The organism is Arthrobacter sp. PGP41 (genome assembly GCF_002953935.1).
Classification (GTDB): domain Bacteria; phylum Actinomycetota; class Actinomycetes; order Actinomycetales; family Micrococcaceae; genus Arthrobacter.
Window position 1 is genome coordinate 3,368,430 of the sequence record NZ_CP026514.1, and the last position, 26,287, is coordinate 3,394,716.

At 59.2% G+C, this 26,287-nt stretch carries 21 protein-coding genes; 6 read left to right on the top strand and 15 right to left on the bottom strand.

All coding sequences use genetic code 11. The annotated features are described in order from the left end of the window. Positions 1–17: 17 nt before the first annotated feature. Genes C3B78_RS15460 through C3B78_RS20130 form a run of 3 tightly spaced genes read right to left on the bottom strand, consistent with a single transcriptional unit; the run spans position 18 to position 3,573 of the window. Entirely contained in the window at positions 18–2,261 is a 2,244-nt protein-coding gene (locus C3B78_RS15460) for an N-acetylneuraminate synthase family protein (RefSeq protein WP_104998838.1), read from the bottom strand. After that, positions 2,258–2,971, bottom strand: coding sequence for an acylneuraminate cytidylyltransferase family protein (locus tag C3B78_RS15465; protein ID WP_104998839.1), 714 nt, complete (start codon positions 2,969–2,971; stop codon positions 2,258–2,260). The genes C3B78_RS15460 and C3B78_RS15465 overlap by 4 nt, the downstream gene beginning before the upstream one ends. Continuing rightward, complete coding sequence (locus C3B78_RS20130) at positions 2,968–3,573, bottom strand: hypothetical protein (RefSeq protein ID WP_234005423.1); 606 nt, start codon at positions 3,571–3,573, stop codon at positions 2,968–2,970. Before C3B78_RS20130 ends, C3B78_RS15465 begins: the two co-directional genes overlap by 4 nt. A 6-nt stretch (positions 3,574–3,579) precedes the next feature. Here C3B78_RS20130 and C3B78_RS20135 point away from each other — a divergent pair, with 6 nt between their 5' ends. Further along, positions 3,580–3,816 carry a hypothetical protein gene (locus tag C3B78_RS20135; RefSeq protein ID WP_234005424.1) on the top strand — a complete coding sequence of 79 codons (237 nt, stop codon included), beginning with the start codon at positions 3,580–3,582 and terminating at the stop codon, positions 3,814–3,816. A 176-nt stretch (positions 3,817–3,992) separates the two neighbouring features. Here C3B78_RS20135 and C3B78_RS15475 read toward each other — a convergent pair whose 3' ends face one another. The 4 genes from C3B78_RS15475 to C3B78_RS15490 are packed head-to-tail and all read right to left on the bottom strand — an operon-like array spanning position 3,993 to position 7,535. Beyond that, positions 3,993–4,934: a CgeB family protein gene (locus C3B78_RS15475; RefSeq protein WP_234005425.1), complete on the bottom strand. Its 942-nt coding sequence runs from the start codon at positions 4,932–4,934 to the stop codon at positions 3,993–3,995. Between the two features lie 53 nt (positions 4,935–4,987). After that, the gene (locus C3B78_RS15480) at positions 4,988–6,052 is read right to left on the bottom strand and encodes an NAD-dependent epimerase/dehydratase family protein (protein ID WP_104998842.1); all 1,065 of its coding nucleotides are present in this window, start codon (positions 6,050–6,052) and stop codon (positions 4,988–4,990) included. Continuing rightward, positions 6,049–6,630 carry an acyltransferase gene (locus C3B78_RS20310; RefSeq protein ID WP_104998843.1) on the bottom strand — a complete coding sequence of 194 codons (582 nt, stop codon included), beginning with the start codon at positions 6,628–6,630 and terminating at the stop codon, positions 6,049–6,051. Before C3B78_RS20310 ends, C3B78_RS15480 begins: the two co-directional genes overlap by 4 nt. Beyond that, entirely contained in the window at positions 6,630–7,535 is a 906-nt protein-coding gene (locus C3B78_RS15490; protein ID WP_104998844.1) for a glycosyltransferase family 2 protein, read from the bottom strand. The genes C3B78_RS20310 and C3B78_RS15490 overlap by 1 nt, the downstream gene beginning before the upstream one ends. A gap of 308 nt (positions 7,536–7,843) precedes the next feature. Here C3B78_RS15490 and C3B78_RS15495 point away from each other — a divergent pair, with 308 nt between their 5' ends. The 5 genes from C3B78_RS15495 to C3B78_RS15515 all read left to right on the top strand — a co-directional run bounded on the left by C3B78_RS15495 (position 7,844) and on the right by C3B78_RS15515 (position 15,871). After that, positions 7,844–9,298, top strand: a complete 1,455-nt coding sequence (locus tag C3B78_RS15495) for a polysaccharide biosynthesis tyrosine autokinase (RefSeq protein WP_199775267.1) — start codon at positions 7,844–7,846, stop codon at positions 9,296–9,298. A gap of 46 nt (positions 9,299–9,344) precedes the next feature. Next, positions 9,345–10,784 carry a sugar transferase gene (locus tag C3B78_RS15500; protein WP_104999832.1) on the top strand — a complete coding sequence of 480 codons (1,440 nt, stop codon included), beginning with the start codon at positions 9,345–9,347 and terminating at the stop codon, positions 10,782–10,784. Between the two features lie 36 nt (positions 10,785–10,820). Further along, entirely contained in the window at positions 10,821–12,719 is a 1,899-nt protein-coding gene (locus C3B78_RS20150; protein WP_234005426.1) for a DUF4012 domain-containing protein, read from the top strand. Positions 12,720–12,902: 183 nt separating this feature from the next. Next, the gene (locus C3B78_RS15510; protein ID WP_104998846.1) at positions 12,903–13,505 is read left to right on the top strand and encodes an LPXTG cell wall anchor domain-containing protein; all 603 of its coding nucleotides are present in this window, start codon (positions 12,903–12,905) and stop codon (positions 13,503–13,505) included. A 638-nt stretch (positions 13,506–14,143) separates the two neighbouring features. Then, on the top strand, positions 14,144–15,871 hold the full coding sequence (locus C3B78_RS15515; protein WP_158677265.1) for a right-handed parallel beta-helix repeat-containing protein: 1,728 nt from the start codon (positions 14,144–14,146) through the stop codon (positions 15,869–15,871). Between the two features lie 120 nt (positions 15,872–15,991). On the opposite strand, the gene C3B78_RS15520 is transcribed toward C3B78_RS15515, so the two are convergent. From C3B78_RS15520 to C3B78_RS15555, 8 genes are all read right to left on the bottom strand, one after another. After that, positions 15,992–17,281 carry a lipopolysaccharide biosynthesis protein gene (locus C3B78_RS15520; protein WP_104998848.1) on the bottom strand — a complete coding sequence of 430 codons (1,290 nt, stop codon included), beginning with the start codon at positions 17,279–17,281 and terminating at the stop codon, positions 15,992–15,994. Between the two features lie 193 nt (positions 17,282–17,474). After that, on the bottom strand, positions 17,475–18,152 hold the full coding sequence (locus C3B78_RS15525; RefSeq protein ID WP_104998849.1) for an acetyltransferase: 678 nt from the start codon (positions 18,150–18,152) through the stop codon (positions 17,475–17,477). 122 nt (positions 18,153–18,274) lie between these two features. Continuing rightward, positions 18,275–19,726, bottom strand: a complete 1,452-nt coding sequence (gene wzy / locus C3B78_RS15530; protein ID WP_104998850.1) for an O-antigen polysaccharide polymerase Wzy — start codon at positions 19,724–19,726, stop codon at positions 18,275–18,277. Then, positions 19,714–20,793, bottom strand: a complete 1,080-nt coding sequence (locus C3B78_RS15535; RefSeq protein WP_234005428.1) for a glycosyltransferase — start codon at positions 20,791–20,793, stop codon at positions 19,714–19,716. The genes wzy and C3B78_RS15535 overlap by 13 nt, the downstream gene beginning before the upstream one ends. Before the next feature lie 61 nt (positions 20,794–20,854). Continuing rightward, the gene (locus C3B78_RS19735) at positions 20,855–21,952 is read right to left on the bottom strand and encodes a glycosyltransferase (RefSeq protein ID WP_324778441.1); all 1,098 of its coding nucleotides are present in this window, start codon (positions 21,950–21,952) and stop codon (positions 20,855–20,857) included. 106 nt (positions 21,953–22,058) lie between these two features. Beyond that, complete coding sequence (locus C3B78_RS15545; protein ID WP_104998853.1) at positions 22,059–22,997, bottom strand: NAD-dependent epimerase/dehydratase family protein; 939 nt, start codon at positions 22,995–22,997, stop codon at positions 22,059–22,061. Between the two features lie 37 nt (positions 22,998–23,034). Beyond that, positions 23,035–24,300 carry a nucleotide sugar dehydrogenase gene (locus C3B78_RS15550; protein ID WP_104998854.1) on the bottom strand — a complete coding sequence of 422 codons (1,266 nt, stop codon included), beginning with the start codon at positions 24,298–24,300 and terminating at the stop codon, positions 23,035–23,037. 53 nt (positions 24,301–24,353) lie between these two features. After that, the gene (locus tag C3B78_RS15555) at positions 24,354–26,216 is read right to left on the bottom strand and encodes a sugar transferase (RefSeq protein WP_158677269.1); all 1,863 of its coding nucleotides are present in this window, start codon (positions 26,214–26,216) and stop codon (positions 24,354–24,356) included. Between the last annotated feature and the right edge of the window lie 71 nt (positions 26,217–26,287).

Consider the following 26,287-nt stretch of genomic DNA (forward strand, 5'->3'; position numbering starts at 1 on the left):
TGTCATTTCCCGCCCGCTCAGTACCATGCCTCGAGCCGTTCCAGAGCGGTCCAGAATGCGGCACCGTCATTCACGTGCCCCTGCCAGATCTCGGGGATGAAACCGGCTTCAGGGCTCAGCCTGTCCAGTTGTTTGGCCAGCGCAGCGAAGTCCACCTCGCCTTCGCCTACCTGCACGCCCTCGCCGTCAACGCCCGTGGCGTCAACCATGTGCAGGTGGATGGTGTGCGGGGCGAGTGCTTCAACGGCCTCGGAAAAGGGCATGCCCAGGAAGTTCGCGGCCAGCTTGGTGTGCGAGACGTCCAGGCACAGTCTGGTCCCCGTTTGTGCCGCGAACTCGGCGGTGTCGTGCGGGTCAAGGAATAGGTTGTGGAATTGCTGTCCGCCCATAAGCCAGGGATAGGGCGGCAGGGTCTGGGCCGCAATCCGGACGCCGTCGGTGTCCAGCCGTTGCAGGGCCTGCGCCACGCGCGCGTACTTCCGTGCCCGTTCCTGCGCCGGAATGTGCCTGTCCTTGGTGAACCCGCCCATGGTCACCACCATGATGGGTTCGTCCTCCTGCTTGAACCAGCGGGTCAGCGAGCGGGTGATATCAACGGTCCGCTGGACTTCGGCAATGGACCGCTCCCAGTGCGCGCCGTCCTCCGAGGCCAGGTCAACCAGGAAGTCGCCCGCGAAAAGGTCCGGCAAGTGGGTGGTGAAGCCCATATCCAGCGGCGCCGTGAACACGGAGTCGGCGTCGATCTCCAGGTCCTTGTAGGAAAAGTGGAACTCCAGGAAGTCGGGCGAGCAGTCCTTGATCAGCGCCTCGTGGTCGTGATACCTGACCGGCAGCCCCCACGGGCGGCGGAAGTCAAAGTCTCTCCCCTTCGGTGCGTGGTCCCGGAGGTCGCCCTCGTAGAAAAAGTCCCCTTCGGCCACATCCCTTGGCGCGGTCCTGCCCAGCAGCAGCGGCAGGGCATTAGGCTGCAGGCCGCGCCCGGGGCTCTTGACGTCGACGTCGGCGCTGCCGATCACCTGCCCCTTCGCGATGGGACGGGCCGCCACCAGCGATTTGGCCAGGTTAATGCGGTTCATCATCTCGCCCGGGGAGACGGTCCGCGGCGATTTCCCGCCGATGGACTCCTCCACCTCCCGGATCCGGGTGACCATCCGGGCGAACTCTTCGGGAAGGAGGGAGACCGTGTGGTCGTTGCCTTCCATGGTGGTGTCAACCGTGAAGTGCTTCTCGATGATCCTTGCCCCGCGGGCGACGGCGGCAATGGGCACGTGGTAGCCGCGCTCGTGGCCCGAGTACCCAACGATGCACTGGCCGATCTCGGCCAGGCGGTCCAGGTACGCCAGGTTCACGTCCTTGAAGGGCGCGGGGTACGTCGATTGTGTGTGCAGCAGGGCGAACGCGGCGCCTGCCGAGCGCAGCAGCGCAGCGCTCTCCCGGATCTCGTCTTCCCGGGACATCCCCGTGCTGGCGATCAGCGGGACGCCGCGGTCAGCCACGTTCCGCAGGAGCTCGTGATTGGTGAGGTCCGCCGATGCGATCTTGAGCGCCGGTAGCCCGTAATCAACCAGCGACTGGGCGCTGGCAATGTCCCACGGCGTGCAGAGCACATCAATGCCCTGGTCCCGGCAGTGGTCAAAGACCGTGAACAGGTCCTCAGCGTCCAGTGAGAACCGGGAGAGGAGATCCAGCGTGTATTGCGTGCCCAGGTCCTCGCCGGCGGAGCTGCCGCTGGACTGGCGGTAGAGCGACTTCATGTCCCGGAGCTGGAACTTCACGGCGTCGGCTCCGGCCTCCTGCGCGAGGTCCACCAGCCGCTTGGCCAGGTCCACCGAACCGTTGTGGTTGTTCCCGATTTCGGCGATGAGGAAGGCGGGGTGGCCTGGTCCGATGTGGTGCCGGCCGATGCGCATTTCGTCAGCCCGGTCAACGGCGATGGCACGCAGGTGCCCGCGTGCGTCCACCAGCGGAAGGTGGCTGACGTTGCGGGGCATCAGCACGGCCAGGTCTGCCGGGCTGGTGGTGTGGCTTGCGCTGCGGACGGCGCGGTTTGCGACGGCCAGGCAGCTGACGTTCAGTCCTTCAGCAGGGTTTTCGACGATCCACCGGCGGAAGTCGCCGTCGGACAGCGAGCCTTGGAGCACGCCGTGCTCGTCCACGCAGAAGACGATGCGTTCCTGGTTGGCCGTGATTTTCTGGAGACCGGTGAGCACAGGATCTTCGGAAAAGACGATGTAGGGCAGGGTATTGCGTTCGATGATCATCTGCGGGCTTCCTTTTCTGTCCCCTGCATCTGCCTGGATGCGAGCATCTGCTGCTCCACGGTGCTGAAATCCAGTTCGGTGTCTATGTCCACGCCTTCGGCCTCCTCCATCACGAAGAGACCAATGCGTCCGCCGAGCCGGTTGGAGAACTTGCGGTAGATCTCCGTGCGGGTCAAGTAGAGGGAACCTGTTTCCCGGTAGCGGTAGTCCCCCTCGGCCAGGTCCTGGCGGCGGGGCCGGCGGTCGACGGCGTATTGGGCCATGGGCGGGTCCCCTGCCGTCCAGAGGAACGGGGTTTGGGGCACGACGCCGACCAGCGAGTCCACGCGCGAGTCAAGGAACTGCGCAACGGCGCGGTCAAGGGTGCCGGGATGGCGGATGGGCGAGGTTGCCTGCAGCAGCATGACGGCGTCGGGTTCCCTGCCTTGCGCTGTGCGGTATTCGATGGCGTGCTGCACCACGGGTTCCGTTGCTGTTTCATCCCGGGCGAGTTCCTCCGGCCGCAGGAACGGCACGTCGGCGCCGGCTTGCAGGGCCACTTCCGCGATCTCATGGTCATCGGTGGACACCAGGACGTCCAGCCCGCAGTCCGCAGCCAGCGCCTGCTCAATGGTCCAGCTGACCAGCGGCTTGCCTGCCAAGTCGCGGATATTCTTACGAGGAATCCCCTTGGATCCGCCGCGGACCGGTATCACGCACAGGATATTCACGAAACTTCCCTCACTTGCTGGACAACGATTTCTGCAATAGCGCGGGCCGGTTCCAGATCCGGACGGGCGGGAGCGGGTGTCGGTTCAGTTCCCCAACGGGACATGCCGTACCGTTCCCAGAACTCCTCCAGCCAAGCGGGAGGTGAGGGATAAGTGACCCAGGCGGGGATGCCTCGGGCTGCGGCTTCAAGTACACCTGTGGAGAAGACCGACGCGATCGGAGCATTAAGTTCCGCGAGCGGAATTCCGGACCGGTCCAGCGTCACACCCCGCCGTTCCCAGAGTGCGTGCTGCAAACGCGATAGACGGTCCGTCTCGGAGGGATGTGGCCGGTACATGGCACCGGTTGTGGTACAGAACAGCGTTGCCGCCCGCGCAAAACCGGACCGTGGGAGTTCCGCGCCGTGCAGCTGGCCCAGAAACACCGGACGCGCGTCCTCACTCACCCGCCCGGAGCCTTGCGCCCCCGCCGTCCACAGCAGCTGCGAACCGACCACATCCCAGGTAACGTCGCAGCGGCCGGAGCGCCAGAATTCGGCGTCGGCGTCACTGAACGCGAGCAGGTGCGCGTCCTCGGGCAGCGGGGGCGCGTGGGGTGTCATCAGTCCGTGCTGGACGACGTAAAACCGCGCGCCCAGGTGCCGCGACCATTGGTATGCCACGGCACCGACGGGCAGATAGTGTCCGCTGCCGGCAACGAGTCTGATATCGGCGAGCTGTTCGGGGGCAGCGTCAGCATGGACCGGGACGAGTTGCCATGGCCCACCAGGAAGATTTTTCCGGATATCCTCCGGGGCCAAGACGGCAACGGACTCCGACTGAAGGAACTCAAGAGGACGGACTAGGGAAGCCAGTGATGTTGGTTTAGTCGAGTCAAGAGTAAACAAGGCTCGCGGCGAGGTCCCTCTAACGGCAAGGACCGGCTTGGTGGCAGAGTGCCTCGTGATGAGGGACTTTGCTCTGCGGAGCGGGCTGGTGGCCCTTTGCCAGCGGAACCAGGCCTCGAGGTCGTGCGGGTGGTTTAGCCCCATAATTCCTCCAGCGTTGCGATCCGGTGGCCGAAGGTATGTTGCTCCAACGTGCGTCGCTGGCCTGCCATTCGAATCCTTTGGGCCCAGTGGCCGTCAAGGAGCGCCCTCCGGCAGAGCTCCACCAGTTCTTCCGCCGATTCGAAGACCAGGACTTCGTCTCCGACGTCGTACATTGAATCCACGTCCGCCCGATCAAGAATCTGAAGCGCACCAACCCCGGCTGCTTCGAAAGTACGCATAGTGAAACCATCCTGGTCTCCATGAAGATTCAGCGTTGCCGGCGACCCCTGCATGACGCCGTAAGCTTCTGCGCGTGCCATGTCCCTGCCGACCGGAATCCCGGCACTTGAGAACTGGCGTGTACGCAAGACATCAAATGGATGCCTGGACCAGGTGCGGCCGTAGGCCTTGACGGGAACAGCGGAAGCTGCCAGCTCCCGCAGCAGGTTTTCCCGCGAGTCATATCTGGCGCCGATAAAGGAAATATGATCCTCGCGGATTCGGGGAACGGGAACTGAGTCATCGAACGCGAGCGGCACGTGCCGAGCCTCGATGCCCTGTTCCGTCAGGCTTTCCGTATCTTGGCGGCTGTAACTTGCTATCGGTCCGGCATTTCTTAGCTGCTCGGGTGTATACCGCATGCGCCGTAGCTCGTCGTAGAGCCAGGTCACGCGGGGAATTCGGCGCTCGTCCAGCGCCTGCCACCAGTCGGGACCGAGCTGGTCCCCCTTCACCAGCACAACGACGTCTGGACCGGCTGCGTTGAGGGCGGCGAGCGCACGATCGGTCAGCTTTTGTTCCATCTTGGCAGGACGCCATTTTTCCGGCAGCTCGTGCAGCAGTTTGTTGCCCAGCCTCTGGTTGAAAGGACCGGCGGCGTCATAGCAGTGGACGGTGACCTGGTGCCCACGGCGTTCCAAGGCTGTGCTCATCGCGTTCCAATACCCATGGAACACGGGACTGACCAAAAGAATCCGCACAGGCTTCATTCGGTCAGACCCCGGGCCTTAAGCTCATCCAGGGCTTCGTCCCACGCTTCTGGGGCAGCGCCCCGTTCATGCCAGGAGGAGCGGATGAAATCGGCGATGGCCTCCTTTGTCTGCCATCGCGGCAATGGTGCTCCCAGCGCCCTCAACCGTCTCAGGTCCGCGCAGGCGTGATCGATGTCTCCCGCCCGGCGTACAGCGAGGTACTCAATCGGCACATTGACGTTGGGCGCTGCCTCCATGGCATAGAGCGCCAGTTCCTTGAGGGTGGTACGCACTCCCGTACCGCTATTCAATACGCGAGGTGTTTCCAAGGCTCCCTCCGTATTCTCGAGGCTCCATTCGATGAGAGCCACGACGTCCTCTACATGGACGAAATCCCTAGTCTGTGTGCCATCGCCGTAGAGGGTTAGCGGCAAACCGTCCTTGAGGCGGGCGAGGAACGCTGCCAGGACGCCGGTATAGGGGTTATGAAGCGCTTGGCCTCGGCCGATGACATTCTGGGGCCTGATGATGGTCGCGGGAACTTTTGCTGCCACTGTCTCCATGAGGACGTGCTCGGCCCGGGACTTGGTTTCCCCATAGACAGAAACGGGTCGGTGCCGGTCCTCTTCGGAGGAAGGGACCAGTGTGCCGTCTGCACCACCGTCGACTCCAGCAGGCAGTGACTCCCCTGGGGAAAGGACGCGCCCTTCCCCGTAAACGGCACGGGAGCTCAATAAGACGATCTTCGCGCCCCACCGGACAGCAGCTTCCGCAGCCATCCGTGTACCCTCCACATTCACCCGCCGGTAATGCTCGGTCTCATACATGGACTGGGCGGTGCCGGTTTCCGCCGCAAGGTGAACCACCGCGTCGTGCGGCGGCAGCGACATCCACGCACCAACGTCAGCAACATCGCCGAGGAACACCTCGCCAGGGAAGCGTTCGGCAGAATCCTGTGGATCCTGGTGAACCTGTGAGTCAAGGATGTCTAGGGCTGTCACGTCATGCCCGGCGCCGACGAGTGATTGGGCCAGATGCTGTCCAATGAATCCGGCCCCGCCGGTAATGAGCACTTTCATCGTCCGGTACTTCCTGATCTGTCCAGTTGATTCAGTAGTCGTCCAGCGAGGACGCGTGCGGGGGCTCCACCGACGGTGGCACCCGCGGGGACGTCACGTGTGACAACCGATCCAGCGCCGACGACGGCACCGTCTCCTATGCTGACGCCGCCAAGAATGATGGCTCGCTGCCCAATAAAGCATCTGTCTCCGATGCGGATCGGACCGGTGCCATGCACGGTGGAAAGGTCGCCCTGCAGGTGCGTACTGGAACCGATGTATGCCCCGTCAGCGATCACGCATCCTGAACCCACCGTGACATCGTCCAAGGCGTGAAGGTGCACATCATGGCCCAGATAGACGTCATCGCCGACAGCCAGGTTCCCTCCTTCTTCGGTGGCAAGCCAGGCCCCTTCGTAGATTGCACATCGCTTGCCGAGGCTGATTCGCTCCACGCCGCGCAGGACCAGCGGCTTAACAACCACGGTGCCTCCACCTAGCGCGCGGAATGCCCTCCGATAGACAATGGTGGTGACCGCTTTCGCGAGCCTCCAGCGAATGGAAGGCGGGGCCTCGGCAAGGAATTTCATGATCCCCATCAGTGATTTCTCCTTAAATAGCCCCACTCACGCCGAAAAATTTCCACGGCGTGGAGGTCGCGCCCAGCAGCCTGCCGAACCAGATTGACCCAGAAGTTGATGGCCGATGCGAGCCCAAGTGCTATCCGCAAGATTCGCGGATTGCCCCACTTCTCTGCGTAGAGCTTCCGCGAGTCCACCAGCCACTGGCGGCGCCTGGTGGAATCCGAGGATCCTCCGCCTTCATGGGTGACGGCGACCGTTCCAATAAAGACGGACGGAACGCCGCGGTCACGGAGCCGGCGTTGCAGGTCCACTTCCTCCGAGTTCATGAAGAATTCTTCGTCAAAGCCGCCAACGGCCCGGAATTCGCCTGTGGGCACCAGCATGGCGGCCCCCATCACCCAGTCAACGGGAACCACCGCGCCGTCCACGCAGCGGGTATCGTGCCCCACCATTTCGTGCAGGAGGGGTAGATGGCGCCAGCGCGCGAGCGGCGTGAGCCACTCAGTAACCTGGTGCCGCACTGCGGGGAAATGCCTGCCCACCCACTGCGGCACGCCGTTGTGCCCCAGGACCTGGGGACTCACCACGGCAGGCTGCCAGGGAGCGGCGGCGCGCAGGAGATCCGCAACGAAAGTGGGACTGATTTCAAGGTCGCTGTTCAGGATCAGCAGCAGGGGGTGCTCAGCCAGGGCGGCACCCGAGTTAACTGCGGAGCCGAATCCCCCGTTCACTGGTCTGCGCACAACTGCCACGCCTGCAGTGTCAGGAAAGGGAACCGGGGAGCAGTCATCGACGACGACCAGCTGCAAAGCCCCGGTGCCTTCCTGCACTTGGAGTGCTTTGATGAGGGCAAAAGCAGGCCGTGGGTCTCCATAGTGGGGAACGACTACGGTGACAGGCGTCATCGGTTCTTCACTCATGGCCCCTGCCACTTTCGGTGGAACCGCAAAGAACAACCATCATTTCCCCCCTGCTGTTTGCCAGCGTTGCTAGGGCCGCCGGATGAGACGTTCCGACGTGGGATTTACCGCGCCCCACAACACCTGCACTTCCAACATACTATGAACAGAATTTTAATGACCATGCAGGTCGAATTTCTGCTTTAAAAGTTGACAAGTTTGCTTATTATCCTCTCCATGAACCTCGACCTGAAGGAGTGCGTGTATAGAATCAAAGAACTTGCCCCGTAATGGGGGAGGTCTCTTTCGAGGTCAGAAAGGTTTCACCCGTGGAGCTCAGCACCTATCTGCGAATCCTTCGCCGCAATTGGATTATGGTGGTGGCCTTCACGCTTCTTGGGCTGGTTGCCGCCACGGCCTATACGCTCAGTATCAAACCCACCTATACGGCCCAGACAAAGCTTTTCCTGGCAACCCAAAGCTCCGGATCGGTGGGTGACCTGCAGCAGGGAAATACCTTTATCCAGGCGCGCGTCCAGTCCTACGTCGAAGCCGCCATGACACCTGCGGTTTTGGAGCCTGCGGCTGAAAGCTTGGGAAAGCCAGTGGGTGAACTGGTGGGCAAAGTGACAGCCAGCGCCGGCCCGAACACCGTGATCATTTCGATAGTGGCCACCGACAGTTCGGCGGTGCAGGCGGCGGCGATTGCCCAAGCGGTCGGTGAGAGCCTCATCGAAGTGATCGATGAACTCGAAAAACCGACCAATGGCACAGGGTCCTCGCCTGTCCGGCTTTCGGTGGTCACCCCCGCGGCGCCGCCGGCTGAGCCGTCCGCCCCGAACAACCGGCTTAACATTGCCCTCGGGGGGGCCATCGGACTGGCCCTTGGCACGGGCCTGGCCCTCCTTCGGAACATGCTTGACACCAAGGTGCGCGGCGAGACTGACCTGCAAAGGGTCACCGATGCGCCCGTCCTGGGAGGAATCGCGTTCGACGCCGACGCCACCAAAAAGCCCCTTCTCACCCAGGCTCCGTCCCAGGGCACACGGGCAGAGTCGTTCCGCCAGATAAGGACCAACCTGCAGTTCGCCCACGTTAGCCACGGATCCAAGGCCGTCCTGGTGACGTCGTCGCTTCCTGGAGAAGGCAAAAGCACAACCGCCATCAACCTTGCCATCGCCGTGGCGCAAGGCGGGCAGTCCGTAGCGTTGGTGGACGCCGACTTGAGGCGGTCCCGGGTGGGAGAGTACCTGGGACTTGAAAAGAACGCGGGCCTGACCACCGCCCTCCTCGGAAAGGCCGATCTAAGCGAGCTTCTGCAGCACTGGGGCCAGGACGAACTTTATGTGCTGACGGCAGGGCAGACGCCGCACAACCCCAGCGAACTGCTGGGGACGGGAGCCATGAAGAACTTAATTCTTCGGCTTGAGCAGGATTTTGATGCGGTCATCATTGATGCACCTCCCCTGCTGCCGGTCACCGACGCAGCAGTACTGGCACAGCACGTGGGCGGCGTCGTCCTGATGGTCGGGTCCTCCCGAGTGAAGCTCCCCGATCTCGAAAAGTCCCTGAATGCCTTGGACATGGTCGAGGCCGACGTGCTGGGCGTGGTGCTTAATTTCCTGCCTGTTAAAGGCCCGGACGCATACGCCTACAGCTACTACAGCTACGAAACCGACCAGCCCAAGGCAAAGAAGAGAAACAAAAAAACGGCGGATAGGAAAAATTCGCGTCCGCCTGCCCTTGATTCTGTTGAGCCGCCCCGTGACCATGCCGCCCGCTGACCGCTAGGAACCGGTTCACCATTCCTGCCGAAAGGTGCTTATGGCCATGCGTGAAGACCCTAATTGGCAGTCGCGTTATGCACGGCGCCTGGCCGTGACGGATGCCGCCGCGGTACTTTGGGCTACGCTGGGCGCTCTTGTCTTTCGGTTCGGCAGCCCGGACAGCGGCAGCATCATCAGCAAAGAAGGAATGCCCTATATTTCAATTTCCCTCGTCCTGGCCTGCAGCTGGTGGCTCATGCTTTCTGCCTGGGGCACCAGGGATTCACGCATTCTGGGACACGGGACCGAGGAATACAAAAGGGTAGTCAGTTCCTCGCTATGGCTGTTCGGAATAATCGCCATTGTCTCCTACACCTTCCAGTTCGACACAGCACGCGGTTATGTCGGCATCGCGCTCCCTGCCGGGCTGGGTATCCTGCTGCTGTCCCGGTTCCTGATCCGCCAGTTCCTGCAGCTTGATCGCCATGCCGGAAAGAGCATGTCCAGGGTGCTCATCATTGGTGGCCCCGGCAGCGCCGAGCACCTTGCCCGGTCCCTGTCCCTTCACCCCATGGCCGGTTATGTTCCTGCCGCCACGTACCTGCCGGGCAGTCCGGAGGGAACAACTGTTGCCGCGGATTTGAACCTTCCCACACTCGGCCATGCGACGGACCCGGAAAGCATTGCCAGCACCATCAAGGAGTTCAAGCCCGACGCGGTGGCCCTGTCCGGCGGTGTCAACCTTCAGCCCCGGGCTATCCGTGCCCTGGGCTGGGCGCTGGCCGACATGGATGTCCGCATGATCATGGCTCCTGCCTTGACGGATGTTGCAGGTCCGCGGATCCACACGCAGCCGGTTGCGGGCCTGCCGCTCATTCACGTTTCCACCCCTAACCTGGCGCCCGCCCAGCGGTTTGTGAAGCGCGCTTTCGATGTGGCGGGAGCAGGATCACTCATACTGGCCTTCTCCCCTTTGCTCCTGGCGCTTGCCCTCGTGATCCGCCTTGACAGTCCCGGGCCCGTACTTTTCCGGCAGGAGCGGGTGGGAACCCAGGGGACGAGGTTCCACATGCTCAAGTTCCGTTCCATGGTGGTGGACGCCGAGAAGCAGCTGCGCGAACTCCGGCTCATGAACCAAGGCAGCGGGGTATTGTTCAAGATCAAGGATGATCCGCGGGTCACCAGGGTGGGCCGGTTCATCCGCCGCTACAGCCTGGATGAACTTCCCCAGCTGTTCAACGTCCTCAGCGGCTCCATGAGCCTTGTGGGACCACGCCCCCCGCTGCCGTCGGAGGTTGAGCAGTACGAGAACCATGTGCACAGGCGCCTGCTGGTGCGGCCCGGACTTACCGGGCTGTGGCAGGTGAGCGGGCGCTCCCTGCTGTCATGGGAGGACACGGTGCGCCTGGACCTTTACTACGTGGAAAACTGGTCCGTGTCCGGCGATATCTCCATCCTGCTGCGAACCTTCCGCGCCGTGGTAAGCCGACATGGCGCCTATTAGCCGCGGCGCCCGCCCGCAACACGAAAGGGTTGCTGCGTGACAGGAATCGAAACCGCCGAGGCACAGCAGCACCCGGGCCAGCCCGTCAAGGTCCGGAAGAAAAGTCGGAGCCACGCCCGGCGAAGGCTCCGCAGACGGCTGGTCCGGCTGGCAGTCGCAATTGGCATCCTTGCTTTGACGGGCGGGGCCTGCGCGGCCTGGCTCGCCCACCGCGCGGACCAGGTCAAAACCCATCTTGAGGCGACCGCTGTCCTGCTTCCCGCCGTCGAACAAAAACTCCTGGCCGGTGACGTGGAAGGCGGAAAAGCCGTCCTCGAAGAACTGCAGGATCACTCAACAGCAGCCCGCGAAGCCGGAACCGACCCGCTCTGGAAGGCAGCGTCGTCGGTCCCCCAGCTTGGTGCCAATTTCTCAGCGGTGACCGCTGTTGCCCAGTCCGCGGACGACGTCGTCCAGGGAGCTGTTGCGCCTCTGGTCGGCACGTTCGGTTCGATCGCGTGGGAGGACCTGGCGCCGAAAGGTGGGAAGATCGACGCTGCAGCCCTTCGTGACGCCTCCCCCACACTCGGGACAGCCGCGAGGACAGTCCAGCTCTCCTACGAACGGCTGGCGGCCATCGACCAATCGGCACTCCTGCCCCAGATCGCCGGTCCCCTCGGCGAAGCAATAACGCCCCTTAATGAAGCCCGCGGCGCACTCAACGCCGCCGCTGCTACCGCCAAAGTCCTGCCGCCCATGCTGGGCATGGACGGGCCGCGGAATTACCTCATCCTCATTCAGAACAGTGCCGAGGTGCGGGCCACCGGCGGTATCCCCGGCGCCGTGGCCGTCATCAGTGCTGACAGGGGCACCATTAAGCTCGCCGGCCAGGCAAGCGCGGGCGACGTCGGTATCTTTGATCCGCCCCTGGACGTCCCTGAGGACCAGGAGCGGATCTTCACAACCCGGATGGGAACCCAGTTGCAGAACGTTAACCTGACCCCGGATTTTCCCACCGCAGCGTCCACTGCAAGCAGCATGTGGGAAAAGAGAAACCCGGGCACCAAAATTGACGGAGTCATTGCCCTGGATCCCTTGGTGCTGGCAAATGTACTGCGCGCCACGGGCCCTGTTGCCTTGAAGGACCCCGCGATGCTGGCGGTGGTGAAGCCCACAGGGCTTCCCGCCACTTTGACGGCAGACAACGCGGTGAAAACGCTCCTGTCCGATTCCTATGCCGCCTTGCCGGACCCCGGATTGCAGGACGACTACTTCGCCCGCATGGCCAGCGAGGTGTTCACCGCCGTTGCCGATGGTCAGGGCGACGGCAAGAGGCTGGTCGAGGAACTGGTCCGGAGCTCGGAACAGAACCGGCTGTACGTCTGGTCCGCGCGGCCTGACGAACAGCGGGCCATTAGCACAACCGCGGTGTCCGGCATGATTGCCGGGTCCGCGCAGGAACGGGCCTCCTTTGGCCTGTATTTCAACGACAGCACCGGCGCAAAGATGGACTACTACGTGCGGCGGACGGCGCAGCTGGTACAGGCATGCACGCCCGACGGCGGATCGGCCGTTACGCTGCGCGTCACCTTAACGAACACTGCCCCCGCCGACGCCGCCGGGTCGCTGCCGAAATATGTCACCGGCCAGGGGGTCTTCGGGGTAGAGGCCGGGCGCGTACGGACCAACGTCATCGCGTATGGTCCTGGCAGATCCCTCCTGGAGAAAGCCAGGGCTGGCGGCGGCGCTGCGCAGCTGTCCTCGTTCCGCCAGGACCAGAGGCCGGTTGCTGTTCTTACGGCTGAAATGGGGCCGGGCGAGACTGAGACCGTGGAGATCGATTTTTCCCGGGTAACCGCGCAAAGTGATCTTGATCTCAATGTCACGCCGACCATCCAGCCCCTGGAGGATGTGGTCCGGCCTCCGGTAAGGGCGGAATCATGCCCGGCCCATTAGCGGTCCTGCTTCCCGGTGAATCCTTTGGGTAGCCTGCCGGAAAACTGGGTTGTTCCTGCGGTTTCCCTCGGACTGCCCTGTTAAGATTGGTACTAATCCCAACGGCGCTTCACGGTTATCTGCGCGTGAAAATCACGTGGGGGCCTGCTAATTCAATGCTCACATGATTTTGGGGAATCAGACATGAAGAAGACCGTTTCCGCCCTGGCCCTCGCCGGCTCACTCGCATTCCTTGGCGCAGGAGGGGCACAGGCAAACCATGACACGGACTACCCGTCCGCGCCGGTAACGGGAACCGTCAGCGACGGTACTGTAGCTCCCGGCGAATCCTTCATCTTCAGCGGAACCGGCTTCAACCCAGGCGAACCCATCGCAATGGAAGTTTCCCGTGAAGATGCGGAGCCTTCCGCCGCCGGAGCTGCCGGGACGGCGGGCGGCCCTTCCGCCGCTTCCCCTGCAGGCATGATCGTGCCCCTGGAAAAGATTGCCAGCGCGACCACCACGGCGGACGCCGCCGGGAACTTCTCCCACCCCTTCGACCTGAATGAGAACGGCCTTTACACCCTGGAAGCCACCGGCCTCCAGTCCGGCCACGTAGTCACTGCACAGGTTGTTGTTCACGCGGTTACCAATGAAGTAGCTCTTGCCAAGACCGGCGGTGTCCCCTTGGCCAACACCGGGCTAAGCTCCGGCATGCTGATCTGGGGAGCAGCCGGCCTGGGTGCCCTTGTTTTCGGTGCGGGCAGTGTGGTTGCGGCGAAGCGCCGTGCGGCGGTGGCTGCTTGACACGTGCCCAGTGCACGTAGATGGCGCACTTTTCTAAGGGTGAAAACATCCCCTAGATCGAATGGCCACGCGGACCACCGAAACGGGTCCGGAATTCTTGCCACTAGGCTTGCCGGCGTCCTAAACGGATAGTCGATGATCTTCCGTCTGGCCAGTGGATGCGCCAAATGCAAAGCGCCTGGCCCATCCTGTTTCAGACGCCCACATTTCAACCTAGGTAACACCAGCCCCATCACCGTACTCGCAGTACGTTAATTCGAGTAGTCCCCACGGTGGATTGCCCAACCTAGCGTAAATACCGTCAGAGCATGACGAGTAACGCTGAATACCCGAAGCGACCGGTGCCCGGAGGCGATGCCGTCGTCAAGCGTCGAGGCCTTCTCCGTATCGGAACACTGCTGACCGCCTTTACGGGGACCTCCGCAATGCATGTCGCGGCAGGCGACACCGCCCAAGCAGGATCCGGCGACAAAGCGCCTACCAACTCGTACGTCCCCCTAGCGGAAAAGGGTTCCCCACTAGGTGTCGCTACGTTGGACGGAAACGCGAAGATCGTATCCGCTCAGCTTCCCGACCTCTCGGCCATATATGCGAAGCGAGAAGCTGTACAACTTAGGGACTTTTTGGACCCTACAAGAATGGAGGGAACCACCAACGACGCTCCGGCACTTTCCGCGGCGTTGGCGGCACTGCCGCCGGACGGTGGACGGCTCGTCTGGGCGGGCACCGATCTGCGCATCAGCACAGCCGTTGACTTCAACAAGCCGGTTACTGTAGTGGGCACCCACAGGGAACGGTCCAAGCTAACCGTAACGGGCTCGAAGCTTGTTTCTATATCCGCATCCAGCGTCATGTTCACCGACATTGGATTTTATGGATCCGGACTGGCGGACGGCTCTGTTCTGTTCAACAGCGAGAAAACCGTCACAAAAAGCCACCGGAACTGGAGGTTCGAGAACTGCCTTTTCCAGTCATGTGGAATCGTCCGATTCAGCAAAATTGGCTGTGTGCAGACGGACGGTACCGTTCTTGTCAAAGGCACCGATATCAGTGGAGACCTGGCACTCATAGGCTGCGAAGTAACAGGCATCCGCAGCGCCTACGGCATCGAGATAAACGGGGTTGACGGGGTGATCGTTGAGGGGTGCCACATCCATAGCAACGGCATCGATGCTACGAACGGCGAGGGCCTAAAAATCCTCGGCAGTTCTTCAAATGTACGGGTTGCACTAAATCAAATCGACAACAATACTCGTGACGGACTCGACATGTACGATTGCGCGGTCGCCACGGTCATTGGGAACGACATTCACAATAATGGTGTCTACGGAATCGAAGCCAAATGGGCGGTCAGTACTGTCCATACGGTCGATAAATTCATCGTGTCCAATAATAGGATCTACGCCAATGCAACAGGCGGCTTGAATGTCGATGTTCCATTATCCGTCGTTTCAGGAAACCAGGTTTACGGCAATAAAGGAACGGGCCTGCGGATTGGTGCGGCCTTCGACGACGCTAGCGCCGCGACTAAGTATTCAATCATCAACGCTAATGTCGTCTCCGCAAACACCGGCAACGGCATCCTGATCAGCAACGCCGGTGACAGCATCACTGTGACAAGTAATCAAGTTCATTCAAATGGGGCGTCCGGTATTGCATTCGGAGCCGCCACGGTGGGCGCAATCATCAGCCAGAACCAATGCTTCGGCAACGCTGGCCGCGGAATCAGCATCGGCGGGACGGGGCACATCATTGGTTCCAACCGCAGTCAGGACGTCGGCAACTTTTACCTCGTTTCCGGTTCCACCGCGCACACGTTTATGCAGGCTGCCGGATCGGCCCAGACGGGGCTTTTCGCTTCGGGTTACTATTACGGGCCTGGTGGGGGTAGGTCAACCACAACCATGACGGCAGGTCTCCTGACGTTCGTGCCATTTTGGGTCGGCATGGCAACCAACTTCTCCATGATCGGCGCAGAAGTAACTACAGCCGGTGCGGCAGGAACTGCGCTAAGGCTGGGCATATATAGGGACTCCGGCAAGGGTCTGCCCGATGCGTTAATCCTTGATGCCGGCAAAGTAGACGCCGCTACAACGGGCCCCAAAGAATTGAGTATCGCGCAAGCTCTCAGCCCCGGCTTGTACTGGCTGGCTGCCCTTGCCGAAATTGGAGCGCCCGTTGTTCGCACGGTAAGCGCGGTGGGCCTGACTCCTGTTGGTGCGGGCTCCTTGGCTACGGCGACCGGCGCGTCAAGCCAGTCCGGTCATTACCGAAGCGGGGTGGCTCCTGGTGCGTTGCCGGTGCCGGCAGGGACCTTCAACGGAACTACAGCGGGGCCCGCCCTCGTGGTGCTGAAGGCCAGCTAGCCCTCACACGCATAGGTACTCGCAATCATGGAGACGGACATTGGTGCCGATCGCAGCGTTTCATCCTTTACTGGTGCCTGAAAATTTCAGGCCGTTGGCCCGGCAACCCGTAGGAGGAAACTAACGGCCATCGAGGGTGGGCTGAACGGGCGCCACGTTCAGTGCTCGCCGTCTGGCGCGCCGCGACGTGGCTGGAAGGATCACAACGAATAACAAGCAAACGTACAAGACCAGCGCAACGACTTCTCCTGCGGCCACGGCTATGGCACCACCCATGATGCCCCAGGCCGGAACGGCCGCCCACGAGACTGCAGCTGTTGTGACCAAGATTGCAAGGTTTATGGGCAATTGAACGGCGAACTTCCGCATCGCGTTGACTGCAGTACCCAAGAACATTGTCGTGTAGAGGACCGCTGAACCGGCCATCATCACGATCAAGACGTCGCTTCGCTCGGCATACTCAACTCCAAATACGAAAGCGAGGACTGGGCGGCCCACGAGGGCTACCCCTAGCACGCCAATTAGGCCAATACTGGCACCGAAGAAGACCAGTTTTTTTAGGCTTGATCGAAATTGTGCATACGCCCCGGAAGCGTATAGGTTTGCCAGACGTGGGCTGGCCGCTTCCCCTACCGAATTAATGACTATGCTCGTGACCATGAGCATATAGGCCAGTGCAGCGAATATTCCGAGACTGGTTGTGCCCTCACTCGCTTCTATAAAGTAGCGCGGGACATTTGTTGATAAGGAAGAGACGGACAGCCCAACCCCCAAGGGCAACGCGAGCCACGTCAACCGCCAAAAGGGCTTGCGCGAGAAGCTTGGAACAACTCGAATGCCCAGACGGCGTACCCGAATAAACGTGCCAAAGACCTGCAGGAACGTGAAGAGCGCCAGGGCAGCAACTGCGACTTCCACCTGCCGGGTCAACGCGATCGCGCCGGCGAAGGCGGCAAACCCCCCAGCCCCCCGCCAAGCTTGCGACCGTGCCACGATGTGTAGCATCTCTCGACGCTGCATGGCTCCGTAGAAGATATCGATAATTGACTCGAGGGCTTTAAAAGCAGTCACAGCAGCGACGGTCGCCGCCGTGCGCGATTCAACGTCGAGGGCAAGGACCACTCCTATCACCGCTGCACTGGCCAAAGTTGAAGTAAATAGACGTTGCCCCAGATATTCGCCGAAAGAATACTCGCCCCGCGCGTCTGTCACTTGAACTTGTCGAAGTTTTAGGCTTGAGAAGAGAAAAACAGGCGCGGTGATCGCCAATGCCAAAGCATAGCGTCCCACCTCAGCAGGGCTAGTGAGCTGAGCCAGGACGGAGAGCATACCGAACTGGCCCAGTGCATAGACTGAGTTACCACTGATTGCGCTTCGTACATTAGTGAGCATCGACCTCTGTCGCGTCATTGCCAAAGGCCTCCGTCGAAATGGGATGCGGTACCGGGCCAAACAATAAATTGAGTCGCGTGTGCAAGCCGAAGCGCGCTCATCAACATAGCAGAGTGAATTCTTGTACAGCCACCGGAGCCTCCTCGCTCACGCTAATCCCATCGACCCGACCTTACCTGTCAGCGATTGCCAGCTCCGCTTGGCGGCTGGACTATCCTTCAGACCATCTTGCAGGGACGCCAACCGCGACCTTCTCCGGCGGCACGTCACGCGTCACGCACGCCATGGCGCCAACCGTGGCGGCTGCACCTATAGTAAGTCCCTGCAGAACGGTCGCCCCTGCACCAATAAGGACTCGGGTGCAGCAGTGCACCATCCCTGACAGGACCGCCCCAGGATTCACGGACACGAACTCCTCAAGTACCGCGTCATGACCAATCGTGCTGTGGGGGTTGACGTGAGAGTGCAGGCCGAGGGTGACAAAGCTTGAAACTTGAGCTCCAGCACAGACTACGGTCCCGGGGTCTATCCGGCAGTTACTTCCTATTCCGGCACTGGGATGGATTACGATTCCCGGTCGCAGCCCTGCCGCCGTTAATCTTCCGTGTGCCTGGGCCCGTATGGCCGGGTCCCCAATCCCAACCACAAACTCTTCCGTGGGCCTCGTGGCCAACCAAGCTTCCTCAGTCCCCAAAAATGGAACGTCAAGGGACTTCAGACGTTGAAGTTTGAACTCTGTTGGCCGCGAGTCCACCACGCCGACGAGTCGCGTCGGACGCCCCGTCGCCTCTGATTCAGCCTTGAGAGCTTCTATTGTCTCTCGGCCAAATCCACCAGCTCCGATAAGCACGATAGGCGCAATGGTCGGGAGACTGAAACCGCGGCACATACTTTCCTCACGTTTCTTTTCAAGACGTTCGACTGCCTAGGAATTGAAGTTTTCGGTTACTTGATGGCCAGTCGCCGACATAGTCAGTTGGTTCATCTCTCCACAACGCTGATGGCATCGCATCATGGAACCAGCATCCGGGCTTCCAGCAATTGCTTGGCCCTGGCCCAGACAATGCTTACAGCAAGGAGGAACAGGCCGAACACACCCCACAGGGGTAATGGCGCAAAAGAATTTCGCACATGCATGAGAATCAGGACGGCGAAGATACCCAACATTGCCACCCGCACAGGCGTGACACGCCCCCGGGCGATAAGGCCTCCGGTAAGCCCTGTCAGCCCCATCACGACGACGATCCCTGCGTTGCCAAAGTTGTGATGAGCCTCAGCCACTATCGAGCCGCCAATCTGCCCTATTCTCTGTGCGATCTCTACGTTCATGAGACGATAATCATCTTCCGCCGGAATCGTAGGTACCAGCAGCAGCGAGGAGAGTCCCCTCTCAAAGGGTGCCCAATAAGTAGTTCCGAGTTCGAAGTCCTCGCCAGCATCCACATGCCATTCAATGCTTGCCACGAGTGGGCGCACCGAATATCCCATTTCCTCGATTCCTTCGAGCGGCCCCGCAGAAACGTTTGTTCCTTCCATTCCCCGCAGCCCAACAGTCCTTACTTGGGCCACGGCTGCGATAGCAAAGAGCAAAATAATCGACGCTACAACGAAAATCTTGCCCGACGGCATGCGGTTACGTTTCGCATAGACCGCCAATGCCGATACGAAGGGTATCAGCGTTTCACCCCGTAGGCCGATAACAAAGCCTGCGAGCACGAAGAGCGCGAATGCAATGAGAGCAACTTTCCCGAAGGGTCTGAAAGGATCTTGGGCTAGGAAAACTGCACCGATTGCTATAACCAAGTACAGCAACCCCATTGGGAAGACCTTTGTCGCCGATAAGAAGTGCTCGTATGTTCCCGTCACAAACATCGGCCCTGCAGTGGCAGCTCCCACGCCGAACCATAGGGACACACCGGAAAAAACCAGTAAACTGCCCGTATCGGCCACCGTACAGCGTTCTATTGCATGAACAGTCGGAACATTTTGAAACCGAGTGGTCTCGTTTTTCGCCTTTTTAGATCCGGAGAGCCAACTACCTAGGCCTGCGAAAACAGCAAAGCTCAGGAAAGCAAGCATCAAGGGCCAAGCTACCGTTCGCATGTTTTCTTCATTAATCCAAGAAGTCCAGATACCATTCGGCTTAACGGAGGACCTTCCGGTGAAAGCGGGTCCCACATATAATCCAACGTGAAAAAGACTGATTACTAGGAACAGAAGAAAAGGCAGCGACCATACTCGTTCTGGAAACATGCGCGTTATTGAGAAGCCCACAAAGATGGTGATGCAAAGGACAAGTATCGAGAACTCCTGCAAACCGAAACCGGTCAGTAGTTCTTGTCCGTATATGACCGCTACCAGTAACAGGAGCGCATTGGGAGTCGCCCATGCTAGCGGCGAGCAGCGCGAAGTCACATTGACAATGCTTCCGAATGGCGACGTCGATCCACTCATGATGACCATAGCCTCATATAACGCTGGACCACGGTGTCCATATCGAAGTCAGAGCCACGCAATGAGTCCAGCGCCTGTATCCGTTCCTGCCGGTCAGTCGGTGACAGCAGTTCCTGTTCCAAAGCCTCCGACCAGAGATCCAGAGGCGCATCGCAGCTCAACAAGGCGACTCTCGAGAGCTTTTGGGCGAGAAATCTGCAACCCGGCAGGTCAGTGGCGACGACAGGGACTCCAGCGCATCGAGCCTCAACAAGAACGCCGGGAAGGCCCTCTAATAGGGAAGTAAACAAGAGGACGTCTGCGTGGTGCAGGATGTCTACGACTTCACTTCGCTCCCCTAGGAACACGACCCTGTCGGTTATACCGCTTTCTCGCAACTTACGGAGCCAACGCTGCTTGTTGGCGAGGGCATCCCCTGCGTCTCTTCCATCCCTGCCAACGAAGACCAAAGTACCGGGATTGTTTCGCTGACAGTAGCGGCTGAAGATGTCCAATGCGCCGTCGCGGTTTTTCGTTGGAGAATCCGCGCGCCCCAGGTGAAGAAGCAAAGGACGCGGAATACCTTCAAGGAACTTGGGGGGAGGGTTATTATCCGGTCTTGAAAAGTTTGCAAGGTCGAATCCGTTGACTATCACGCTGCAACGGGAATCCGTCTCCCAATTCGTATCCCAGGCGAGCGACATGGTGGCCGGCGATACCGCGACGATATGTGTGGCAGAAAGTCTAATGAGCTGTTTGAGGGTGAAGGTTTTGGCCTTTGAGAAACCGTTGAGTGACGACGAGGGTTGTCCGTCTGAGCGGTAATGAACAATTCTCGTCCCAACCCCAGCCAACAGTGCCAACATAGTGATAAACCCGGACGTGTGATGCACGTGTGAGTGAACAACATCTACGTGGTTGCGGCGAAGAAATCGAAGAAACCTGAAGGGGAAGGACCAGGAGTAAACTCGGATGGGAACAACGTGGGCTCCCGCCGCTTTGTATTCCGCGGAGAGCGAGCCCTCTCTTCCGCTGAGCGTAAGCATATAAGTCGATATATTTGAGTCAACGCTTCTGATCAGATCCAACGTACGCATTTCAACGCCGCCCCGGTCGAGTGATCCAAGGATGTGGGCGACTTTCAGGTTTCTCCGCGGGCTATGCACTGCTACTGCGAACAGTTGATCGGGCAGTAAATGTCGAGAGGAAGCTATCCAGCGCTTCAGCCGACGATTCTTCAATGATCGAATGGGCGGACTGCATGTTACGCTCGGATTGCCGGGGCCAGTCGTGATTTTCATTAACTGAATTGCAGACTGCCCTCTCAAGAGCATCCACACTGTTAGCTTCAAAAAGGAAACTGGGCTCCAGAATCTCTGGAATTCCCCCGACATTACTTGCAATACAGGGGAGTCCTAGTGCCATCGCCTCAATTAGCGCCCTTGGAACTCCTTCCGTCCGGGAGGGCATCACGAAAAGATCCGACTTCTTGAGAATCTCGCGAACGTCCTCGGGAGAATCAATATGGCCGTGGAACCGCACGTGGCCGGCTAAATCAAATTCATCAGCCATCGCCTTGAGCCGGTCATGGTAGTTACCGGAGCCGACAATATCCAAGGACAATTCCCACCCGTTCGCTCGCAATCGCGCCAAGGCCGAAATAAGGAGGTCATGACCCTTGTACATCTGGTCATGACTGCCAACAGCAACCAGCCTCCAGTTATTTTTTTTGGAAGGCCGCGGTCTAGGTTCTTTTGCAAACGAGCCCGGCGTCAGAGCCACGTCTGAACGCGCAATCGTGGGAGTGCCTGGGCTGGTAGGGTACAGGTCTTGCAACTGGCGTCGGGTTACATAAATAGCGGCGTCCACTTTTCTCAGCTGATTCCGCATGCTCCATCCGGCCAACCGGGCCGACAGCCGGCCCACCCAACCGGCAACGCCCGTTCCCAACACCGCCCTAGGATCCCCTACCACCTGCGCGAGCACTGGGGCCTTCGCCCGCTGCGCACCCCGTACCACTAGGCCAGCCAGGACGCCGGGGAACCGTCCACCATAAAAGGCTTGGCCGTCAGCGCAGTACTCTAACACCTGCCGCCGTACACCCAAGTAGTGCGCCGCCAACTGTCGCGCCCCTTTGTAGTCAGTGACGCTGGCAACCCTGACATTTGGCCCCTCCACCGGACGTCCCGCATCGCTGGGTGCACCCGCCACTCTGGCAATCAGTACAAGCTGGTCAAAGGTCCGTAACCAAGGCATAAGATTCTCATGCCAGTCGTTGGGGTTGACCGACCACACACGACCGTCAGGTCCCCTATGACATCGGGATTCCGTGGCAAAGAACAATACGCGCGACTTGGCGGGACTAATTCCTGTCAAAAGAAGAACTCCGCATCCAGTTGATAGTTTCGTTTAATCCTAGTTCCAACGGTTTCGCCACCACGTCCGGGAAAAGGCTCTTGAATAGAGAGTCATCCGCCATAGAATCGCGGACGTCCCCAGGGCGAGGGTCACTGTGAGTCACCTCCAACCGCCGGTCGAGACACTTCTCGAGTAATTTGATGACCTCAAGGAGTGAAACCCGGGAACCAAAAGCCAGATTGACTGCCGAAGCGGATGCAATGCGCTTGATGGCAGAAATAGCCAAGGCCTCGGTAACAGTGTCAACGAACGTAAAATCACGTGTTTGACAACCGTCGCCGTGCACGGTCAAAGGCTGACCACGCAAAGCCTGAGATATGAAACTTGGCACCACGGCAGCGTAGGCGTGCCCAGGGGCCTGCAGCGGGCCATACACGTTAAAGAACCTGAACGGCAAAACAGACATATCGTAAACGGCCTGATAAGCCAGAGCATACGATTCGGTGGCCAACTTGCTGACAGCGTAAGGGCTGATTGGGGCCGTTCGCAATGTCTCCGACTTAGGCAGCACCGGGTTACTCCCGTATACGGACGAAGAAGACGCCAAGACAACATGGGATCCATGTCTTCTCGCCGCTTCCAAAACGTACAAGGTCCCCGTCGCGTTGACTTCGTGACTCAGTACAGGATCAACAATGGATCTAGGAACCGATGGCCTAGCGGCCAAATGTATGACTGAGTCCGCGCCTTGTACTACTTGACCCAACAAAGCTCTATCGAGGATGCTTCCTTCATGAAATTCCACATCGAATCCCTCGATGTTGGCCCGATATCCAGACGACAGATCGTCCAGAACGACCACCTTTTCGACACCCCGGTCGATCAACTTTTCAACCACGTTGGCCCCGATGAAGCCCGCACCGCCGGTCACTACAACTTTCATTAGGTATCCAATCCTGTCTGCAAGGAAAATGGCAACATCACAAAACGTCTACGTTGGGTTGTGCACCAATTACGTTACGGGTGTCCAGAACAAACTTCGCCAGACGCTTAATCATCCCGTAATCCACAGAGCTGTGGTCCGTGACAATAAGCACCGCATCCGCTTGCCGAACTTCAGATTCTGTTAGTTCGACAATCGGGGCATCAAGCGGAATAGAGCCGATGGCGAGATGGGGCTCCACGATTCTGAGATTCGCACCACGCAACTGAAGCATTCTAGCGAGCGGCTCGGCCGGCGACTCGCGCAGGTCTCCGCTATCTCTCTTATATGCGAAACCAATCATTAGGATTCTCGATCCCATAATTGGAAGAGCGCGCTTGTTCAACGCAAGACTAAGACGCTGAACCACGTACTCAGGCATATGGTCGTTGATGTCGTTGGCGAGTTCAACGAAACGGAAACTCCTGCCGAGTGTTCTCCGAACTTCCCAAGACAAGTAGGAAGGATCTACCGGAAGGCAATGGCCGCCGACACCTGGACCAGGAACAAACTTCATATAGCCAAAAGGCTTAGAAGAGGCCGCCTCAATGGACTCCCAAATATTAATGCCCAACTCGTTTGCATAGACCGCAAGCTCGTTGACCAAGGCTATATTGACATGCCGAAAGGTATTCTCCAGCAGTTTGGTGAGCTCAGCCTCCTTAGGCGAACTGACAGGGACGGTGCACCGAACAAAACGATTGTAGAAATCTTGGACTTTCCGAAGCGAATCAGTGCATATCCCCGACACGACCTTGGGGGTATTGGCAAGATTCCAGTGCGCATTACCGGGGTCAATTCGTTCAGGACTGTATCCGACAAAGAAATCGATTCCCGCCTTGAGTCCACTTCCCTGCTCCAAGATCGGAACCAGGAGTTGCTCCGTGGTGCCGGGATAAGTGGTTGACTCAAGAATTACGGTGCAGGACTTTGTTACATGCGGAGATAGCTCACGGGCGGCATCTTCGATGTAAGAAAGATCCGGCCTGCTTTCAGTCAACGGCGTGGGAACGGTTATCACGGCAACGGAAAATCCGCATGCATCAGAGTAATCGCTCCGGGCGCGGTAGGAGTTGCTGTTCAGTGCCTCTAGCAACTGCTCATCGGAGATATCCTCGACGTAGGACCTGCCTGAATTCAGCCAGTCGACCTTACGCTTGTCAGTATCAATGCCTACAACGTCAAACCCAGCGCCGGCAGCCAGCATGGCGACGGGAAGGCCAACATAACCCTGTCCTACAACGATCACTTTAGTTTCAGGCACAGCTATTCCATTCTATGGGCTCAACGACAAACAAATCCTTCAACACCGCCGCATCATGATTCCTTGGCTAAGTTCTCCCCTGGAAATTCGCGCTTCGTGGCATACCCTACCTCCGCAACTTCGCTACTGCGAAAGAGCGCGGGGAAGGTACGAAGGAGAATTGCAAGGTCGAGGCCGAGGGATATATTACGGGCATAGAACGTGTCGAGCTGCAACTTTTCTTCCCATTCAAGGAGGTTGCGCCCGCTCACCTGTGCGAGCCCGGTGATACCGGGCTTCACCTCATGTCGCCGGGCTTGTTCAGGGGTATAGCGCTCTAAGTACTTCATTAGCAAGGGCCTAGGACCCACCAGGCTCATCTCACCTCTAAGCACATTCACCAGGCTGGGAAGTTCATCCAGGCTTGTACTTCGCAGCCATCTTCCGAATGGCGTCATCCGGTCTTCATCAGAGACAAGTCCCTTTGCAGCATCTGGATTTTTCATTGTCCGAAATTTGAGCAACTCGAAGGGCACCCCAGCCAAGCCAGGCCTTTGCTGACGGAAGAGAACCGGACGCCCAAGGGCCTTCCGGACGGCCACATACAATGATGCCTGAATCGGAAGTGTCATCACCAAAAGTAGGCCAGCGACTACCACATCGACGACTCTTTTTACTCTGGTGTAACCCATGTGCGGTTTCCCGGGGGAATCCTCAGGTAAGAGGCTAGAGCGATGGCGGTGAATAGCTGCCCCCGAAGTTCCTCTTGCAGGAATCCGCCCTGATGCTAGTCTCTCGATCGAGTCCACAAGCGCTGCAGCGGTTTCTTTATCATTGAAACCAGCGAGGATCTGCGCGCGGCTGGCTCTTCCCTTGGCGGCAAGGGAAGCTGACTCGAAGTCTGCGTAGGCTTCCGACAAAGCCCAGCTAAGCCGACTGACGTCATTCACCGGCACCACCCAACCGCTTGTCGAGTCAGTCGTTTCAGGAAGGCCGCCAGCCTCACTTACGATTCTTGCCACGCCGCAGGCTCCCGCTTCAAGTGCAGCCCCGTGATTTTCGGATAGGGAAGGGCTTACGCTGACATTTGAAGCCCAGTAATACGGGCGGACATCGTCGACACTATCGATCCATGTAATGTTCAGTGCTGGATCAGAATAGCGGCTCATCAATTCATCGCGGTGTAATCTTCCAGCGACGTCGAATCCAGCGCCCACGAGTAGGAGCTGAGAATTGGGGTGAGTAGCTATAAATTCCTTCCACGCCGCAAGTAGTACGTCGTGCCCCTTAATGCCAACGCCTGGGTAGACGAGATTTTTCGGACCGTATACGTAGGCGATCATTACCGCAACAAATACGTCAGCGCCGAGCCCTAGCCCATGACGCGCACTTGCCTGCTCTTCGGGGAGGGGCGGACGGAATTTGTCTGTGTCCACCCCATAAGGAAGTGCTGTCAATCCGTTAGCCGCACGCCCTAATGCCCGATATCTAGCGGCGGTATGGGCACTCCCAGCTACCACAAGAGTGTCCAAGCCCATCAGCTTCCTCTCAACGGCGCTTATCACTGGGGAGTCGAGATAGAGGGGGCCTGCCACCATGTGGACCCTTGGTATACGCAGCCCGAGTGAAGCGATTCGGACTGCCAAGGCCGATGCGTAAAGGTGGTAATGCAAAACGTCAGCCTGTGAGCGCACCAATTGGCGCCGAAGTCTCAACAAGCCAATCAGCGTCTTCAGTGATGGACGGTACTTAAAATCAAAAGAGGCATCTTCCACCTTGACGTCCAAGTCATGCAAGATAGTTTTCAGCTTCCCGGGACCGCGAGGGATAATAACCGTAACACTGTGTCCCCTCCGGATCATCTCCAAGAGGTGCGGAATTATCCACCGGCCACCCTCGTTTGTTTTCAAAACGACCGTAATTCTAAGCTGTTTCACTTGGTACCTTTGCATGGGTAGAAGCAGCTGCATGGATACCCGTGGAATGGAAAGTGTTCACGCAGCGGTGA